General features: G+C 71.2%; 15 protein-coding genes and 1 tRNA gene. 12 read left to right on the top strand and 4 right to left on the bottom strand.

What is annotated here, in order from left to right; genetic code table 11:
* Positions 1 to 62: 62 nt before the first annotated feature.
* The 5 genes from DEJ12_RS10060 to DEJ12_RS10040 all read left to right on the top strand — a co-directional run bounded on the left by DEJ12_RS10060 (position 63) and on the right by DEJ12_RS10040 (position 5,440).
* A complete protein-coding gene (locus tag DEJ12_RS10060; protein WP_027466131.1) occupies positions 63 to 701 on the top strand; it encodes a TetR/AcrR family transcriptional regulator in 639 nt (212 codons plus the stop codon).
* Between the two features lie 86 nt (positions 702 to 787).
* Positions 788 to 3,439, top strand: coding sequence for an MMPL family transporter (locus DEJ12_RS10055; protein WP_111029900.1), 2,652 nt, complete (start codon positions 788 to 790; stop codon positions 3,437 to 3,439).
* 134 nt (positions 3,440 to 3,573) lie between these two features.
* Entirely contained in the window at positions 3,574 to 4,017 is a 444-nt protein-coding gene (locus tag DEJ12_RS10050; protein ID WP_071406464.1) for a MarR family winged helix-turn-helix transcriptional regulator, read from the top strand.
* A gap of 51 nt (positions 4,018 to 4,068) precedes the next feature.
* Positions 4,069 to 4,281, top strand: coding sequence for a hypothetical protein (locus DEJ12_RS10045; RefSeq protein WP_027466129.1), 213 nt, complete (start codon positions 4,069 to 4,071; stop codon positions 4,279 to 4,281).
* Between the two features lie 37 nt (positions 4,282 to 4,318).
* Complete coding sequence (locus DEJ12_RS10040) at positions 4,319 to 5,440, top strand: alkene reductase (RefSeq protein ID WP_111029899.1); 1,122 nt, start codon at positions 4,319 to 4,321, stop codon at positions 5,438 to 5,440.
* 94 nt (positions 5,441 to 5,534) lie between these two features.
* On the opposite strand, the gene DEJ12_RS10035 is transcribed toward DEJ12_RS10040, so the two are convergent.
* Positions 5,535 to 6,617: a hypothetical protein gene (locus tag DEJ12_RS10035; RefSeq protein WP_111029898.1), complete on the bottom strand. Its 1,083-nt coding sequence runs from the start codon at positions 6,615 to 6,617 to the stop codon at positions 5,535 to 5,537.
* Between the two features lie 81 nt (positions 6,618 to 6,698).
* Here DEJ12_RS10035 and DEJ12_RS10030 point away from each other — a divergent pair, with 81 nt between their 5' ends.
* The 5 genes from DEJ12_RS10030 (at position 6,699) to DEJ12_RS10010 (ending at position 12,309) form a co-directional block, all read left to right on the top strand.
* Entirely contained in the window at positions 6,699 to 8,813 is a 2,115-nt protein-coding gene (locus tag DEJ12_RS10030) for an acyltransferase family protein (protein WP_181433058.1), read from the top strand.
* A 172-nt stretch (positions 8,814 to 8,985) separates the two neighbouring features.
* Entirely contained in the window at positions 8,986 to 10,656 is a 1,671-nt protein-coding gene (locus DEJ12_RS10025; protein WP_111029896.1) for a glycoside hydrolase domain-containing protein, read from the top strand.
* A gap of 29 nt (positions 10,657 to 10,685) precedes the next feature.
* Positions 10,686 to 10,907, top strand: coding sequence for a hypothetical protein (locus DEJ12_RS10020; protein ID WP_111023582.1), 222 nt, complete (start codon positions 10,686 to 10,688; stop codon positions 10,905 to 10,907).
* Positions 10,904 to 11,584, top strand: coding sequence for a gamma subclass chorismate mutase AroQ (gene aroQ, locus DEJ12_RS10015; protein WP_258370525.1), 681 nt, complete (start codon positions 10,904 to 10,906; stop codon positions 11,582 to 11,584). The genes DEJ12_RS10020 and aroQ overlap by 4 nt, the downstream gene beginning before the upstream one ends.
* Positions 11,585 to 11,676: 92 nt before the next feature.
* Positions 11,677 to 12,309 carry a TetR/AcrR family transcriptional regulator gene (locus DEJ12_RS10010; RefSeq protein ID WP_111029895.1) on the top strand — a complete coding sequence of 211 codons (633 nt, stop codon included), beginning with the start codon at positions 11,677 to 11,679 and terminating at the stop codon, positions 12,307 to 12,309.
* A gap of 186 nt (positions 12,310 to 12,495) precedes the next feature.
* On the opposite strand, the gene DEJ12_RS10005 is transcribed toward DEJ12_RS10010, so the two are convergent.
* The 3 genes from DEJ12_RS10005 to DEJ12_RS09995 form a co-directional block, all read right to left on the bottom strand.
* Positions 12,496 to 12,568, bottom strand: a tRNA-Arg gene (locus DEJ12_RS10005).
* Between the two features lie 110 nt (positions 12,569 to 12,678).
* Complete coding sequence (locus DEJ12_RS10000; RefSeq protein ID WP_111029894.1) at positions 12,679 to 13,464, bottom strand: dienelactone hydrolase family protein; 786 nt, start codon at positions 13,462 to 13,464, stop codon at positions 12,679 to 12,681.
* A gap of 29 nt (positions 13,465 to 13,493) precedes the next feature.
* Positions 13,494 to 14,915 (bottom strand): glucose-6-phosphate dehydrogenase, encoded by a 1,422-nt coding sequence (locus DEJ12_RS09995; protein WP_111029893.1) that lies wholly within the window; start codon positions 14,913 to 14,915, stop codon positions 13,494 to 13,496.
* 76 nt (positions 14,916 to 14,991) lie between these two features.
* On the opposite strand from DEJ12_RS09995, the gene DEJ12_RS09990 reads away from it, so the two are divergent.
* A complete protein-coding gene (locus tag DEJ12_RS09990) occupies positions 14,992 to 16,149 on the top strand; it encodes a Gfo/Idh/MocA family protein (RefSeq protein WP_035808774.1) in 1,158 nt (385 codons plus the stop codon).
* Entirely contained in the window at positions 16,146 to 17,072 is a 927-nt protein-coding gene (locus DEJ12_RS09985; RefSeq protein WP_111029892.1) for a sugar phosphate isomerase/epimerase, read from the top strand. Before DEJ12_RS09990 ends, DEJ12_RS09985 begins: the two co-directional genes overlap by 4 nt.
* Positions 17,073 to 17,104: the final 32 nt, after the last annotated feature.

Raw genomic sequence — 17,104 nt, 5'->3', positions numbered from 1 at the left:
AACCTGGGGATGCACCCAACCTCGTTGCACCGAGTGCATCGATGCACCTAGTGTTCCATCTCGTGACCATCGCGACCGACCGCCGTGCTGCCCTCAAGGCGAAGCACCGTGCGGCGATCCTGCAGGCCGCTCGCGACCTGATCGACGAGCGTGGCGGCCGCGACTTCAGCGTGGACGACCTCGCCGCCCGGGCCGACATCGCCCGGCGCACCGTGTTCAACCACTTCGCCTCGCTCGACGAGGTCCTGCTGGCCGTGTGCGAGCAGGAGCTGTCCGTCATCATCGACCGGTTCCTCGCCGACATGGCGCGGACCCCGGTGGGCGACGGCAGCCGGGCGTCGATGTTCGACGAGCTCGAGTCCGCCGCCCGCGGTGCCGACCTCGCTCCGGCGATCGCCAGCATGTACCGGATCCTCGGCGACCCGGGCAAGGACGACCCGAAGGCGGCGGTGCTGACCCAGACGGCGTTCTCGCGAGTGACCGAACGGCTCCGGCACGAGGTCGCCCGGCGCTACCCGGCCGCCGACCCCCTGGACGCCGCACTGCTCGTCGAGTCGCTCATGAGCGGCATCGTCGTCATCGCGGAGCACTGGCTGGCGACGTCCGGCCCCGAGCTCGACCAGCCGGCGCTCGACGCGTGGGACGACCTGCTCGCACGACTCGTGCACAGCGTCCGCAGCGGCTACATGGCCGACGACTGACACCGCTCCACCTCCTCATCCCCCAGGGGTCCACCGGCGCACCCCGCACCACCAGCACCTGACACGAAAGGACCGCAGGCAACCGCATGGCCGGTCTCCTCTACCGTCTCGGACGGTTCTCCGCACGACGCCACTGGCTCGTGATCATCACGTGGGTCGTGATCATGGCCGTCGCGGGCGTCACGTACACGCTCTTCGCCGGCACGATCTCGTCGTCGATCACGATCCCGAACACCAAGACCAGTCAGGTGCAGGACCAGCTCGCCGACAAGTTCCCGTCGGCGAACGGCGGCAACGGCACGATCGTCTTCGAGACGAAGGACGGCAAGGCGTTCTCGTCGTCGCAGCAGTCCGAGATCGACGACTTCCTGACCGGCCTCGAGAAGCTCGACGGCGTCAAGGGCACGACGAGCGGCTTCGCCACCCAGGACCAGCTCGACGACCAGCGGCAGAAGATCGTCGACGGCCGTGACCAGATCGAGTCCGGTCGCGCGAAGATCGAGACCGGCCAGGACCAGCTCGACGCCCAGAAGGCGCAGCTCGAGTCCGGCAAGCAGAAGATCGAGGACGCCCAGGCGCAGCTCGACGCGCAGAAGGCCCAGGCGCAGGCGGCCGGTGGCGCAGCCGTCCCCGCCGCACAGGCGCAGGCAGCGGCCGCCCAGCTCCAGCAGGCGCAGGCGCAGATCGACGCCCAGCAGGCCCAGATCGACGCCGGTGAGCAGCAGATCGCCGACGCCCAGAAGACGATCGACACGAACAAGCAGAAGCTCGACGACAACGAGCAGGAGCTCGAACAGGGCTCGGACCTGCTCGACCTGTCGAAGGACATCCGCTTCGTGTCGGACAACGGCAGCGCCGCGATCGGCACCGTGCAGTTCACGACGTCGACCTACGAGGTCCCCGCGGACACGAAGACCGCCATCGCGGACGACGCCGAGTCGGCCGACATCCAGGGCGTCAACGTGTACGTCTCGAACGACATCGCACAGGGTGTGCCGTCGATCCTCGGCCCGGGTGAGATCGGCGGTGTCATCATCGCCGCGATCGTGCTGCTCCTGATGCTCCGCACGGTCATCGGCGCCGCGGTCCCGCTCGTCAGCGCCGTGCTCGGCGTCGGCGTCGCCTCGCTCACCGCCCTGTCGTTCTCGAGCGTCGTCGAGTTCATCTCGGTCACGCCGGTCCTGGGGGTGATGCTGGGCCTGGCGGTCGGCATCGACTACTCGCTGTTCATCCTGAACCGGCACCGGACCCAGCTGAAGCAGGGGATGCAGGTGCACGAGTCGATCGGGCTCGCCAACGGCACCTCGGGCAACGCCGTGGTGTTCGCCGGTGCGACGGTCATCGTCGCGCTGCTCGCGCTGAACATCACGGGCATCCCGTTCCTCGGCCTGATGGGCACGGTCGGTGCGGTCGCGGTGCTCTTCGCGATCCTCATCGCGACTTCGTTCACCCCGGCCCTGCTGTCGCTCATCGGCATGCGGATCCTGCGGAAGAAGGAGCGCGCGAAGATCGGCAACACCGACTCCACGCGGATCCCGAACAAGCCGATGTCGAGCTGGCGCGCGGTCATCACGCTCGTCCTCGGCGTCGCGGTGCTCGGCACCATCGCCCTGCCCGCGACCCAGATGCGCCTCGGCCTGCCGAGCGGTTCGTCCGAGGCCGTCGAGTCGAGCCAGTACAAGGCCTACAAGACGCTCGAGAAGGAGTTCGGCGCCGGGCAGAACGGCCCGCTGCTCGTCGTGGCGACCCTGCCGGAGTCGATCAGCAAGAGCGACGTCACCGCGACCGAGGTCACGATCGGCCAGGCCATCGCGAAGAACGACGACGTGGAGGCCGTGCTGCCCATCGGCGCCTCGAAGGACCGCGACATCGTCGCGTTCCAGGTGAAGCCCGCCGGCGGCCCGGACAGCGTCTCCACCGAGAACGTCGTGAAGGACCTGCGCGAGCAGACCGTCTCCACCGACGACGGCAAGGTCACCCTCGGCGTCGCCGGCAACGCGTCGGCGAACATCGACGTGTCCGAGAAGCTGTCGAACGTGCTGCCGCTCTACCTCGTGGTGGTCGTCGGGCTGTCGCTGATCATCCTGATCATCGTGTTCCGGTCGTTCCTCGTGCCGATCACCGCCACCGCCGGGTTCATCCTGTCCGTGCTGGCGTCGTTCGGTGGCCTGACCGCGATCTACCAGTTCGGCTGGCTCGGCTCGGTCTTCGGTGTGCACGACCCGGCACCGATCCTGAGCTTCCTGCCCATCATCGAGATCGGCATCCTGTTCGGTCTGGCGATGGACTACCAGCTGTTCCTGGTGTCCGGCATGCGTGAGGCCTACGCCCACGGCGCGAGCGCGAAGGTGGCCGTCCAGCGCGGTCTGCACGCGGGTCGCGCGGTGGTCACGGCGGCGGCGATCATCATGATCTCCGTGTTCGCGGGCTTCATCTTCTCGGACTCGTCCACCATCAAGCCGATCGGCTTCGGGCTGGCGTTCGGTGTGCTGATCGACGCCTTCGTCGTCCGCATGCTGCTCATCCCGTCGGCGATGCACCTGCTCGGCAAGAGCGCCTGGTGGTTCCCGAAGTGGCTCGACCGCATCGTGCCGGACGTCGACGTGGAGGGCGCGAAGCTCGAGCGCACCCACCCGGTCGCCGGCCACGAGGACACGCACACCGGCACCCACGCGCTCCCCGTGGAGCCGGACGCGAACGCGCACGACTCGGGCCACCCGCCCGCGCACCGCGCGTAGTCGACGCACCAGCGCGACCACCCTGGAGGCCCGGTGCCGGTCCATGAGACCGGCACCGGGCCTCCAGGCCGTTGCGCCCACCGCCCCGGGTCGCGACCACACCACTTCGTGCACGAACGAAGTACCCTGAGGGCATGACCCAGACCGCACCGGACCCGCTCGCGCTCGACCGGCAGCTCTGCTTCGCGCTCGCGGCGACGAGCCGCAGCGTCATCGGGCTGTACCGCGACCTGCTCGAGCCGATGGGCCTGACCCACCCGCAGTACCTCGTCATGCTCGCCCTGTGGGAGCGGGACCCGCGGTCGGTGCGCGAGATCGCCGGCGAACTGCGACTCGACTCCGCCACGCTGAGCCCACTGCTCAAGCGACTGGAGGCCTCCGGCTACGTCCGCCGCACCCGCAGCGCCGCCGACGAACGACAGCTCGAGGTGTCCCTGACGACCGCCGGGCACGCCCTGCGCGACCGAGCCGAGGCGGTCCCGCTCGCCGTCGCCGACCGGCTCGGGTGGCCACTCGCCCGACTCGAGTCCCTGAAGGACGAGCTGACCGAGCTGCTGGAGCGCGTCGACCAGGTGTGATCCGCGGCCATCAGTGCCATAATGGTTCGTGCACGAACGAAAGGATGCACCGTGGGACGCTTCGGCCAGTGGTACGAACGGTGGAACACGACGCTCATCAACAAGATGGGCCCCTCGCAGATCGGCGCCGGTCGCCCCGAGGGCATCGACGACCGGACGATCGACCGGGGCTGCCCCCTCTGCGGCAAGCCCCTCTCGCAGCACCAGGTGATCCGGCCCGAGGGCCAGGTGCGCTCGTCGACGCTGGTGTGCCCACGCGACTGACCGCACTGCCTGAAGAAGTGCTCGGAGGCGGAATTGCATGGGACAACTCGTCGTTCGCCCTGACGTGAAGCTCTTCGAACCCGCCTCCATCGGCGCCCTGTCCCTGTCGAACCGCGTCGTCATGGCCCCGCTCACGCGCACCCGCGCCGGCGAGCACGGCGTCCCGAACGACCTGCTCGTCGAGCACTACCGGCAGCGCGCCGGCCTCGGCATGATCATCACCGAGGGCACCTGGCCCGTGCAGGAGGGTCGCTCCTACCCCGGGCAGCCCGGCATCGAGACCGACGACCAGATCGCCGGCTGGCGCCGCGTGACCGAGGCCGTGCACGCCGCCGGCGGCACGATCGTCATGCAGCTCATGCACGGTGGCCGCGTCTCGCACACCGACATCTCGCAGACCCCGCGCATCGTCGCCCCGTCCGCCATCGCCGCCCCCGGGCAGACGCACCTGGCCGACGGCTCGAAGGCCGACATGCCCGTCCCGCACGAGCTGACCACCGCCGAGGTGCAGGAGGCCGTGCAGGGCTTCGTGCAGGCCGCCCGCAACGCGATCGCCGCTGGGCTCGACGGCGTCGAGGTCCACGGCGCCAACGGCTACCTGGTGCACGAGTTCATGTCGCCGGTGTCGAACACCCGCACCGACCAGTACGGCGGCTCACCCGAGAACCGCGCACGCTTCGCGATCGAGGTCACCACCGCCATCGCCGAGGCCATCGGCGCCGACCGCACCGGTATCCGCCTGTCGCCCGAGCACGGGATCCAGGGCGTCATCGAGGACGACGCCGCCGACGTGCGCGCCACCTACACCGCCGTCGCCGAGGGCCTCGCGCCGCTGGGCCTCGCCTTCGTCGACGTCCTGCACGCCGAGCCGACCGGTGACCTGGTGCAGCACGTCCGCCGTACCGCGGGCGCGCCGTTCATCGTGAACTCGGGCTTCTCGTCGCTCACCACGCGCGACGAGGCCATCGCGATCGTCGACGGCGACCACGCCGACGCCGTCGCCGTGGGCCGCGCCGCGATCGCCAACCCGGACCTCGCGCACCGTTGGGAGCACGACGCCGAGCTCAACGAGCCGCGTCCGGAGCTCTTCTACGGCGCGACCGCCGAGGGCTACACCGACTACCCGTCGCTGGCCGAGGCGCGCGCGACCGTCGCGTAGTCGAGGCACCGACAGGTCAAACGGGAGGCCCGTGGCGACACCGCCACGGGCCTCCCGTCCGTACCGGGGCCACGTCGCAGGCGTGCGCCGACGGTCAGTGGTCGAGGACCGAGAGCGAACCGACCACCGCGACGGCCAACGGTCCGCTGTAGGACACGCAGACGACGCCCATCCACACGGCCCCCGCCCACGTCGCTCGCAGACGGCTCTTCCGCCGGTCGCGGAGCACCAGGCGACGCCCCGCGGCGGCGATCGCGTCGGCGTGCCCGTCCTCGAGCAACGAACGGTCGTCCTGGTACCGGGAGGCGGCGCGCACGACACGGGGCACGACCTCGCCCAGGACTGCCTCGACCTGCATCCTTGGCGCAGGGCGCGACCAGTCCGCGGTCCCCGGCGCCGAGAAGACCAGCCGGTCGTCGACCATCTCGACGTTCCAGCCGGCCGCGTGGTCGACGAGCGCCGCCATCACGTCAGGGGTGAGGACGTACAGCGCGTCCTGGCCGTAGTCCTCCGGCGCCCAGACCCGGAAGTGCCGGTCGAAGTCACCCTCCAGCGACATCCGTTGCCGGTGGCGGAGCACCACCGGGAGGTCGCTGCGACGACCGTCGTTCGCCGTGGCGTCGAGGAGCAGGTGCGGCAACGTGCCGGGCAGCCGGACGGTCAGGTACGTCCAGTCCCGCGAGACCATCCAGCGCCGCAGGACGCAGCCGAACTCGACGTCCGGGACGCCGTCGACGTGCACGGGGGCGGTGCCGAACCGGGGGTGGACGCGGATGCCGGAGTAGCGCGGGGTGATCATCGAGTCGAGCGGCTTCGGACGGACCGGACGCACCGGGTACCCACTGGCCTCCCCCGTCAGCACTGCCCGAGCCTCGTCCGGACGCAGGGTCCGAGGTCGTTCGCCCCGGACCAGGAGCACGACGAGCCCGACCACGCCGGCGACGAGCACCACGAACCAGGCCGCCCAGCGGACGACGTCCCCGACACCCGCACCGTTGTGGACGAGCCCGGTGCCCCAGATCACGAGCGCGGACGCGAGCCACGCGAGCGGGACCTCGATCGCCAGGAGCAGCGCGTTCCACCACCACGGGGCTTGTCGCGGGCGGCGCATCCGCGGTCGTCGCGCCGTCTCCGCCGCGAACTCGTCGTCGGACGCGGTCAACCAGCGCAGGTCCATCGGCCCCCCTCTGGAGAAGGATCGTAGCGTCCGCGCCGAGAACGCCCGGCGGAGCCGTCCTCGTCTCCTAGGATCGACGCAGTGAGTACAGCAACGCCGGGCGAGCGGGGCCCCGCGCACCGAGCGCGCGACACCACGCGGTGGGACATCCAGGGCCTCCGCGCGTTCGCCGTCCTCGCGGTCGTCGTCTACCACCTGTGGCCGGGCGCCCTGCACGGCGGGTTCGTCGGCGTCGACGTCTTCTTCGTGATCTCCGGCTTCCTGATCACCGGGCTGCTGCTGCGGGAACAGCTCGCGACGGGCACGATCCGGCTCGGACGGTTCTGGTCGCGCCGGGCCAAACGCCTGCTGCCGGCCGCGTTCCTCACCATCGTGGTCACGGGCATCGCGGTGCTCGTCGCCGTGCCGAGCGCGCTGTGGGGGCAGTACGGGCGTGAGCTGATCGCCTCGACGGTGTACCTGCAGAACTGGGAGCTCGCGGCGAATGCCGTCGACTACCTGGCGTCGGCCGACGCCCCCTCACCGTTCCAGCACTTCTGGTCGCTGTCGGTCGAGGAGCAGTTCTACATCCTCCTGCCGCTCCTGCTGCTCGGCGTCGGGGCACTCGCACGCCGTCGGTTCACGCCGTTGGCGACCGCGCGGCTGCTGCTCGGCAGCGTCGTCGTGCTGTCCCTCGTGTGGAGCATCGTGCAGACGTCCACCGACCCCGGCGTCGCCTACTTCTCCACCGGCACCCGCGCGTGGGAGTTCGCACTCGGCGGTCTCGTCGCCACCGTGCACCTGCCCGAGGTCCGCACCGAGGTCGCCCGACGGGTCCGCCTGGTCGCCACCGGCATCGGCGTCGTGGCCCTCGCACTGTCCCTCGTCGTGATCACCCCGGAGACGGCGTTCCCCGGGATCGCGGCGCTGCTGCCGGTCGCCGGTGCGGCACTCGTGCTGCTGTTCGGCGCGGGGACCGAGTTCGAGGACGTCGGTGCGCTGCGGCCCGTCGCCTTCTTCGGTCGGATCTCGTACGCGCTCTACCTCTGGCACTGGCCCCTCGTCGTCATCCTGCCGATCATGCTCGGCCGTCCGCTCGACTGGGCGACGAGCTCGGCGGTGCTGCTCGTCGCGATCGGTCTGGCCACCGTGACGACGATCTGGTTCGAGGAACCGGTCCGGTTCTCGACGTGGCTGCGGGACCTGCAGCCCCGGGGTGTCGTCTCGCTCGCCGTCATCTGCAGCTTCACCGTCGTGACGCTCGGGGCAGCCACCCTGACCGCCGTCTACGTGCAGGAGGTCAACGCGACCACGGTCACGAAGCAGGTCACCGCGGAGCAGGAGGACGACGACGAGTCCTGCTTCGGTGCCGCCGCGCGCATCGGGTTCGCCGACCCCTGCGTCGACCCCGAGCTCGCCGACGTCCGTGTGCCCGCTCCGGCCGTGGCCAAGGACGACGACGACAACCGCGCCGAGTGCTGGAGCGGCACGTTCCGGCCCTGCGTCCTCGGCAAGACCACCGGCTGGTCGAAGCACCTCATCGTCATCGGCGACTCGCACAGCAACGCACTGCTCGGTGCGTACGAGAAGATCGCCGACGACAACGGCTGGCGGATCGACCTGGCCGGCGCCGGCGGGTGTTACCTCACCACCGCGCAGCAGGACTCGCTGAGCCCCTCGTCGATGCGGGGCTGCAACTCGTGGAAGCACGCCGCCATCGACTACGTCCGCGAGCACCGCGACGCCGACGCCCTGGTCGTCACCCACTCCACCACGCAGATGCCGGTCAGCCTGCCGCCCGGAACGGCCCGCGACAAAGCCACCCGCAACGGCCTGGTCGACGCGTGGGAGCAGGCCGCCGGTGACGAGCTGCCCGTCATCGCGGTCCGTGACAACCCGGTGCCCCGCCCCGACGTCGTCGCCTGCCTGAGCACGATGTCCGGGCCTACGACGGACGCCTGCGACCGGTCGCGCGCCGAAGCACTCGGCCTGACGGACTCGTCGGTCGAGGCCGTCGCCGCGTTCCGGGCGGCCGGGGGCAGGGCAGCCTCGATCGACCTGAGCCGCTACTACTGCACCGACACCACGTGCCCCGCGGTCGTCGGAGGCGTCCTGGTCTACCGGGACAGCACGCACATCACGGCGACGTGGGCGTCGTCGCTCGAGCCGTACCTGGAACGTGCGCTGCAGGACCGGTTGGCGGCCTTCGCGCGCTGAGCCGGACGCCCCGGAACGGGCGGACTGAGCGCTTCATCAGACGATCGTCTGCCGAATTGCAGGACCGTCCCAAGTTGAGGGACGAAGTTGCTCGGACCATGCCGCGGCCATCAGCATCGCACAGTGCGATCAACGGCCAGCGGACGCTCGAGGCAACTGAAGGGGCACCCCCGTGCACATCTCGCGCCGAACTGCGCTCATCGGCATCACCGCCACCGTCCCGCTCGTCACGACCGCGCTCGCGGCTCCGGCCGACGCCGCCACCCAGTCCGGCGAGGCCGGCTCCACCGGGTCGACCGGTTCCTCCGGCTCGTCCGGCTCCGCCGACTCGGGCGTTCTGGCTGTGCAGCGCTGGCTCAACACGACCTTCGGGCACCTGCACGGATGGGTGCACGTGGACGAGGACGGGCTGACCGGCAGCGGCACCGTGCTCGGGATCGTGCAGGCCACCCAGTCGCTGCTCGGCATCTCCCCCGTCGTCGCGACGTTCGGGCCGACGACCCGTCGGAAGCTCGAGCAGCACGGCGATGTCGGGGCCGAGACGGGCGACGACGCCGCGACCTGGCGCCGACTGGTCCAGGCCGGGCTGGTCTGCAAGGGTGCCTCGACCGTCACGCTCACCGGCGAGTACGACGCGGCCACCGTCGCGGCCGTGCAGGCGCTCCGGTCCGACCTGGGTGCCGAGCCCGGCGAGCTCCCGCTGTCGGCCCACCTGTTCGGAGCGCTCCTGACCGTCGACCCCGTGCGACTCGCCTCCGGCGGGTCCCGAGCGGTGCGCGCGGTGCAGCAGTACCTCAACCGCACCTACGCCGAGGCGACCGGCGGCGCGTACGGCAGCACGAGCGGACTCGTCGACACGAGCACGTACTCGGCGGCGATCCGCGCGGTGCAGGTCGCAGTGGGCGTCACGGTCGACGGTGCCTGGGGCCCGGGGACGGCTGCCGCGCTCCGTGCGGCGGGCCCGAGCGTCGTCGGGGTCGGGGCCACCGGCGCCTGGGTGCTGCTCGTCAAGGCGCTCCTGGTACTGAACGGCGAGCGCGTCGTGTTCAGCAGTGCCTACTCGGCAGCGGACGCCGCGGTGGTCCGTGCGTTCCAGCAGTTCCAGGCGTTCCCACCGGCCGAGCAGACCGGGACGTGCGACGCGGGCACCTGGGCAGCCCTGGCGGCGAGCACGGGTGACCCGGACCGCGCCACGACCGGTGCCGACACCGCGGTGCGCCTCGACGACGCCCGCGCGGCCGCCGTCCGGGCGTCCGGTGCCACCAGCGTCGGCCGGTACCTCACGAACCACCAGCGTTCCGGGGCACTCGACAAGGCCCTGACCCCCGAGGAACTCCGCGTGATGGCGAGCGCCGGCCTCGGGCTGTGGCCGATCTTCGAGGAGGGCGGGTTCGCTGCCTCGTGGTTCACGGAGGAACAGGGCGTCCGCGACGCCCACCGCGCCCACGACGCGGCCCGGAAGCTCGGGATCCCGAAGCAGACCACCGTCTACTTCGCCGCCGACTTCGACGCGACCGCGGCGCAGGACGAGTCGCTCGTGGTGCCGTACTTCCGTGGCGTCGCCGCCGGCCTGCGGGACCGGGGGAACCTGTACAAGGCGGGCGTCTACGGCTCCCGCGCCACGTGCACCGCCGTGAGCAGCGCCGGACTCGCGCACTTCTCGTTCGTCGCCGGGATGTCGCCGGCCTGGGCGGGCAACCAGCTCGAGCCGCTGCCGGGCAACTGGTCGCTCAACCAGATCCAGAACCGCACGGTCGGGTCGGGCAACGGGTCCACCGAGATCGACGCCGTGGTGGACTCCGGGCGCGACCCGGGCGTCCCCGCGGCGCTGCTGGCCGACTGACCGGCCGCTGACCGGGATCGAGCACCGCCGTGACCACCACGACCCCGCGTGACGACGAGCCGTACGCCGTGTTCCCGCACCGCGCCACCTACGTCTTCTCGAACTTCGAGGAGGCGATCTCGATGGACTGCTACTGCGACGAAGGCGCCGACCACTTCGGCGTCTACCCGTTCTACGACGAGGTCATCAAACCGATCATCGACGATCTGACCCGACGCGTCCGGCGCCGGTTCGGGAAGGAAACCCCGTGAACACCGCACACCCCACCACCCCGACCACCGCCCGGCACCGCAGCCGTCGGACCGCCGCGACGGCCCTGACCCTCGGGCTGCTCGCGGCGGGCATCGCCCTGCCGACCACGGCGGCGAACGCCGACCCCCTGCCCACGTCCGCCGAACCGACGGGTTCCACGATGACCATCTCCCACGACGGTTCCCGTCCCGCGGCGTCGACGGCAGAGCTCGACACCATCGGCGCGCTCATCCTCCGACGGCTGGAGCTCGCCGACCCGGTGGCGGAGTCGAAGTGGCTCAGCGGCAAGCCGGTCGCCGACCCGGTGCGCGAACAGGCCGTCGTCGACGAAGCGGTGACCCTGGCGGAGCAGCAGGGCGTCGACCCCGTCCTGGTCACCCGGGTGATCCGCGCGCAGATCGCCGCGAGCAAGGTCGTCCAGCGCGGCCTCATCAACCACTGGACGCACAACCCGTGGACCGCACCCACGACAGCCCCGGATCTGACGACCATCCGCCCCCAGCTCGACGCCATCGACACGGACCTGGTGACCGCGCTCGGCCAGGCCCAGACCGTCGCCCAGGACCACCGGTGCGCACACCTGGTGGACGCCGAGCGGAAGCACCTCGACGTCGGACTCGACTCGTTGCACCGGAAGGGGATCGACGTGGCCTGGCACACGTTCTGCGCCGCCTGACGCGGGCAGGGGACGGGTCGTCATCGTGAGCGGCCCTAGGATGTGGTGTTCACTGATCGCTCAGCTCCGGGCGAGGAAGGACACCGCGCCAGATGAACCAGCGGCAGCTCGCCATGGAGGCCTCTCGACGAGCCATCATCGACGCCGCGGGCCAGCAGTTCGCGGCCTTCGGCTACGAGGCAACCACGTTCTCCCGCGTCGCCGAGGCGATGGGGAAGCCGAAGTCGGCGATCGGGTACCACCTGTTCCCGTCGAAGAAGGACCTGGCGACGGCGGTCATCGAGCTGCAGCAGCAGCGGTGGCGTGCACTCTTCGACGCACTCCCCGCGCAGCCGGGCATCGAGCGGCTGACGGTGTTCCTCCTGACCACCGGGATGGACGTCCGCCGGGGCTCGGTCGCGGGCGGCGCGGTCCGGCTCCTGCACGAACTCGGCAAGGCCGGCGTGCCGGTGCCGCGCGGTTTCGACTGGTTCGAGATGACGCGGGGCGAGCTCGTCAGCGCCGGGGTCGCGGCGGCGGACGTCGACGCGGCCGCGGTCCAGCCGTCCGTCCTGCTGCTCCTCAACACGACGCTGGGCATGGTGGACGGTTCGACGCAGCTGACCGACGACGAGCTCGTGGCGCAGCTCAAGGCGCTGTGGGCACCGCTCTTCACGTCGTTCGGCATCGCCGGTGCGTCCGAGGTCATCGAGGCGGCCCAGCCGTACACGCCGGCCACTTCGTGAGCAGGAACGGTCGAGTCCGTCTCGGGGACTCGACCGTTCCTGCTCACGAAGTCGCACGGACGTGACGCGCGACGCACGGAGCTGACGCGCGACCGACGGACCCGTGCGCGCACGCCGGCCGGAACGCCGGAACGACGAAGGGCCCCGGTGGAATCCACCGGGGCCCTTCGTCGTTCTGCTTGCCTGTGCGCTCGAAGGGACTCGAACCCCCAACCTTCTGATCCGTAGTCAGATGCTCTATCCATTGAGCTACGAGCGCGTGGCCTTGCGGCCGTGGAAGACTCTACAACAGGTGCGGCCCGGGCGCCAATCGAGGCCCTCCGGCCCCCGTGCTCGGCGTGTCGCGAACGGTCTCCGACGGCCGCACCGTCACAGCGCCGCGGGCTCCTCGTCGAACACCTCGGCCAGGAACACCCGGAGCGCCTGCCACGATCGGCGGTCGGCGCGCTCCTGGTACTGCGCGCCGTGGTCCGGAGCGTCGGTGCCCGGCACGGCGAACGCGTGCATCGCGCCTGAATACGTCACGACCTGCCAGTCGACGTCCGGCGCCGCCCGCATCTCGTCCTGCCACGCGTGCACGGCGTCGTCCGGCACGACGGGGTCGGCACCCCCGGTGAGGACGAGCAGCTTCGCCCGGATGTCCGCGGCGTCCGAGGGGTCGTGCGCGATGAGGCCACCGTGGAACGCCACGGCACCGACCAGGTCGGCCCCGGTCCGTGCGAGCTCGAGTGCGGTCGAGCCACCGAAGCAGTACCCCATCACCACGACACGGGTGGGGTCGACGTCCGGGTCGGCGAGCAGTCGCTCGAGCCCGGCGGTGGCGCGGGCCCGCAGCAGGGGCAGGTCCTGGTAGAAACCGCCGGCGACCTGGGCCGCCGTGTCGTCACCGGGGCGGACGCCGGCTCCGTAGATGTCCGCGCCGAACGCGACGTAGCCGAGCCGGGCGAGCATCGTCACCCGGGCCTCGACGTGCTCGTTCACGCCGTGCCAGTCGTGCACGACGAGGACGGCAGGACGACGGCCCGCGATCGCGGCGTCCTTCGCGAGCACACCGAGCAGTTCGGTGCCCTCGTGGTCGTAGGGGACGTCGTCGACACGGATGTCGGCGCCGGCGGGTTCGGGAACGGTCTGCAGGACGTCGTCGGTGGTGTTCACGTCGCCCGACGCTACGCCGCCACTCGGGCTCAGGCCTCGATGTTGTCCCAGCCGTCCGGGCCGACGGACCCGGCGGCGTACTCGTCGAGGGGAGCCTTGCCGGCCTTCCACGCGTCGAGGAACGGCCCGACGACCTTCCAGCCCTGCACGGCGCTGTCGCCGCGCACCGACAGCGTGGCGTCGCCCTCGAGCACGCCGGCCAGCACCTCGCCGTAGGCACTCAGACGCCCGGGGTTGAACGTCACCTCGAGGCTCGTGTGGTCGATCGTGTACGGGTCACCGGCACCGTTGACGTTGAGCTCGAGCTGCATCTCGTCCGGGGCGATCCAGATGCGCAGCCGGTCGGGCAGCTCGGTGCCGGTGAGCCCCTCGGGCACGTGCGGGGAGTCCTTGAACGTGATGACGATCTCGCGGCGCTGTGCGGCGAGCGCCTTGCCGGACCGCAGGGTGAACGGGACGCCGGCCCAGCGCCAGTTCGCGATCTCCAGGGTGAGCTGGGCGAGGGTCTCGGTACCGAGCGACGGGTCCACGCCGTCCTCGTCGACGTACGACGGCAACTGGCGGTCCCCGACCGTGCCGGCGGTGTACCGGGCGCGCTTGCCCGCGGTGACGACGTCGCCGCCCCACGGTCGGACGGCCCGCAGCACGAGCTCCTTCTGGGTGCGCAGGTCGTCGGCCTTGATCGAGGCGGGGGCCTCCATCGCGACGACGGCCATCACCTGCAGCAGGTGGCTCTGGATCATGTCGGTGAGCGCCCCGGCCTTGTCGTAGTAGCGCGCCCGGCCCTCGAGACCGAGGGTCTCGTCGTAGACGATGTCGACGCGCTCGACGTGCTGCGACGAGAGCAGCGGTTCGATGATGCGGTTGGCGAAGCGCAGCCCGAGCAGGTTCAGCACGGTGGAGCGGCCGAGGAAGTGGTCGACGCGGTGGATGCGCTCCTCGGGGATGAACGAGTGCAGCAGGTCGTTCAGGTGCGAGGCGCTGTCGGCGTCGGTTCCGAACGGCTTCTCGAGCGCCAGGCGGGTGCCGGCGGGCAGGTCGAGGTGGGCGAGCTGTTCGCAGCTCTTCTCGGTGACCGCGGGCGGCAGCGCGAAGTAGATCGCGGGGTCGTGCTCGCACGCGGCGAGCAGTGCGCGCAGGTCGTCCGGGTCGGTGACGTCGGCCTTCCGGTAGGTCGAGGCGTCGACCACGGCCTGCAGCCGCTCCGGCAGCGATGTCTCACCCGAGGCGCCCTCGTCCTCCTCGTTCTTCGACGCCTGCGCGTTCTCGAAGGACTCGCGCACCTGCGCCTTCCAGTCGGCGTCGGACAGGTCCTCGACACCGGCCCCGACGAGCTGGACGTCCCAGTCGTCCTTCACCTGGAGCAGGGTGGCGAGGCCGGGCAGGAGCAGGCGCTTGGACAGGTCGCCGCTGGCTCCGAGGATGAGCAGGCTGGTCTGGAGGCTCGACATGCAGCAGACGGTACTCATCGGCCCCGGTGGATGACCGGGCCGCTACGGTGGTGTCATTCCGGCGCGAGGGAGCACCATGAGCAGTGGGTACGAAGGGCGACGCCTCCGTGTCGCCGTGGTCGGGACGGGCATGATCGCCGGCGTCCACGCCCGGGCGGCCCGGGCCTCCGGCGCCGAGGTCCTCGGTGTGCTCGGCCGGAACGCCGCCCGGTCCGAGCAGGTGGCGGCGCAGCTCGACCTGCCCCGTGGCTACGCCTCCCTCGACGAGGTCATCGCCGACGCCCCCGACGTCGTGCACATCTGCACCCCGAACGACCAGCACCACCCGCAGGCGCTCGCGGTGATCGCGGCCGGCATCAACGTGGTGTGCGAGAAGCCCCTGGCGATCGACCCCGCGCAGGCCGCCGAACTCGTCGCCGCCGCTGCCGAAGCCGGTGTCGTGGCCACCGTGCCGTTCGTGTACCGGTACCACCCGATGGTCCGCGAGATCCGGGCGCGCATCGCCGACGGGGAGCTCGGCCGACTGCTCGCGGTGCACGGCCACTACCTGCAGGACTGGATGCTCGACGAGGACGCCTCGAGCTGGCGGGTCGACCCGACCTCGAGCGGGCTGTCCCGCGCGTTCGCCGACATCGGCTCGCACTGGTGCGACCTGGTCGAGTTCGTCACGGGTGAGCGCTTCGCCTCGGTGTCCGCCGCGACCGACATCGTCTACCCGACGCGGCCGGCGGCCTCCGGCCCGTCGTTCTCCGGCTCGCCCGACCCGGACCCGGTGGCCGACGCGGCCGAGCGTGCCGAGGTCACCACCGAGGACACCGCCGTCGCCACCTTCCGCACCGCCACGGGCCGCATCGGCAACGTCGTGATCTCGCAGGTCGCGTCGGGCCGGAAGAACCGCCTGTGGTTCGAGGTCGACGGCACCCGTGGCAGCGCGGCGTTCGACCAGGAGCAGCCCGAGTCCGCGTGGTTCGGCAACGAGCGCGGCGCCCAGATCGTGGTCCGCGACCCGTCGCAGGGGTACCCGGACCAGCGCCGGCTGGCGATCGTGCCGGCCGGGCACCCGCAGGGGTACCTCGACGCCTTCGCGGCCTTCGTCGCCGACACCTACACCGCGGTCCGCACCGGAGTGGCCCCCGACGGACTGCCGACGTTCGCGGACGGCGCCCGCTCCGCCGACATCATCGAGGCCGTGATCGGCAGCGCGGCCGAGACGACCTGGCGGGAGATCCGGTGAAGCTCGGCATGCTGACGGCCTGCCTGCCCGGCTGGTCGCTCGACCGGATCGCCGGGTTCGCCCAGCAGCAGGGCTACGAGCGGCTCGAGGTCGCCGTCTGGCCGGGCACCGGCGGTCGCGACTTCGAGGCGGCGCACCTGCCGGTCGCCACGTTCACCGACGAGGACGCCCTGGCCACCCGCGCCCTGCTCGACCGGACAGGCCTCGAGATCTCGGCGCTCGCGTACTACGAGAACAACCTGCACCGGGACCCGGAGCACCGTGCCGCGGTGCGGACCCACCTCAAGCACGCCATCGACACCGCGCAGACGCTCGGCATCCCGTACGTCGGCACCTTCATCGGCCGCGACACCACGAAGTCCGTCCGCGAGAACATGGCCGAGGGGAACCGGGTCCTGCCCGAGCTCGTCGACTACGCCGGCGAGCGGGGCGTGCGGCTCATCATCGAGAACTGCGTGATGGAGGGCTGGCACCCCGACGGGTACCCCGGCAACATCGCGTACTCCCCCGAGCTCTGGAGCTGGGTCACCGGCCTGGGCTTCGGCCTGAACTGGGACCCGTCGCACCTGACGTGGATCGGCATCGACCCGGTCGAGACGATCCTGCCGTTCGCCGAGCACATCGTGCACGCCCAGGCGAAGGACCTGGAGCTGTTCCCCGAGCGGCGCAACGAGTACGGGTTCTTCGGCAAGGTCGACAAGGGCGACGACCCGTGGGACATGGGCTGGTGGCGGTTCCGGGTGCCGGGCCGCGGTGTCGTGGACTGGCCGCGCGTCGTCGACCGCCTCTACGAGGCGGGCTTCGACGGCACGCTGAGCGTCGAGCACGAGGACCCGCTCTGGGGCGGCACCGACGACCGGGTGCTCGAGGGGCTGCGCATCGCGCACCGCACGCTGCGTCCGCTGATCGCGCAGCAACCGTAGCCGGTACCGAGCAGGAGCCGACACCGAGCACC

This window comes from Curtobacterium sp. MCLR17_059 (assembly GCF_003234665.1).
GTDB lineage: Bacteria > Actinomycetota > Actinomycetes > Actinomycetales > Microbacteriaceae > Curtobacterium > Curtobacterium flaccumfaciens.
Note: the sequence above shows the minus strand (reverse complement) of the source record. Positions and strands in the feature narration are given on the sequence as shown.

Excerpts from the sequence above, each read along its gene's own strand:
- DEJ12_RS10035 (WP_111029898.1), bottom strand. The coding sequence starts at position 6,617 with ATGGACCTGCGCTGGTTGACCGCGTCCGACGACGAGTTCGCGGCGGAG.
- DEJ12_RS10010 (WP_111029895.1), top strand. The coding sequence starts at position 11,677 with ATGAACCAGCGGCAGCTCGCCATGGAGGCCTCTCGACGAGCCATCATC.
- DEJ12_RS10050 (WP_071406464.1), top strand. The coding sequence starts at position 3,574 with ATGACCCAGACCGCACCGGACCCGCTCGCGCTCGACCGGCAGCTCTGC.
- DEJ12_RS09995 (WP_111029893.1), bottom strand. The coding sequence starts at position 14,915 with ATGTCGAGCCTCCAGACCAGCCTGCTCATCCTCGGAGCCAGCGGCGAC.
- DEJ12_RS10055 (WP_111029900.1), top strand. The coding sequence starts at position 788 with ATGGCCGGTCTCCTCTACCGTCTCGGACGGTTCTCCGCACGACGCCAC.
- DEJ12_RS10040 (WP_111029899.1), top strand. The coding sequence starts at position 4,319 with ATGGGACAACTCGTCGTTCGCCCTGACGTGAAGCTCTTCGAACCCGCC.
- DEJ12_RS09990 (WP_035808774.1), top strand. The coding sequence starts at position 14,992 with ATGAGCAGTGGGTACGAAGGGCGACGCCTCCGTGTCGCCGTGGTCGGG.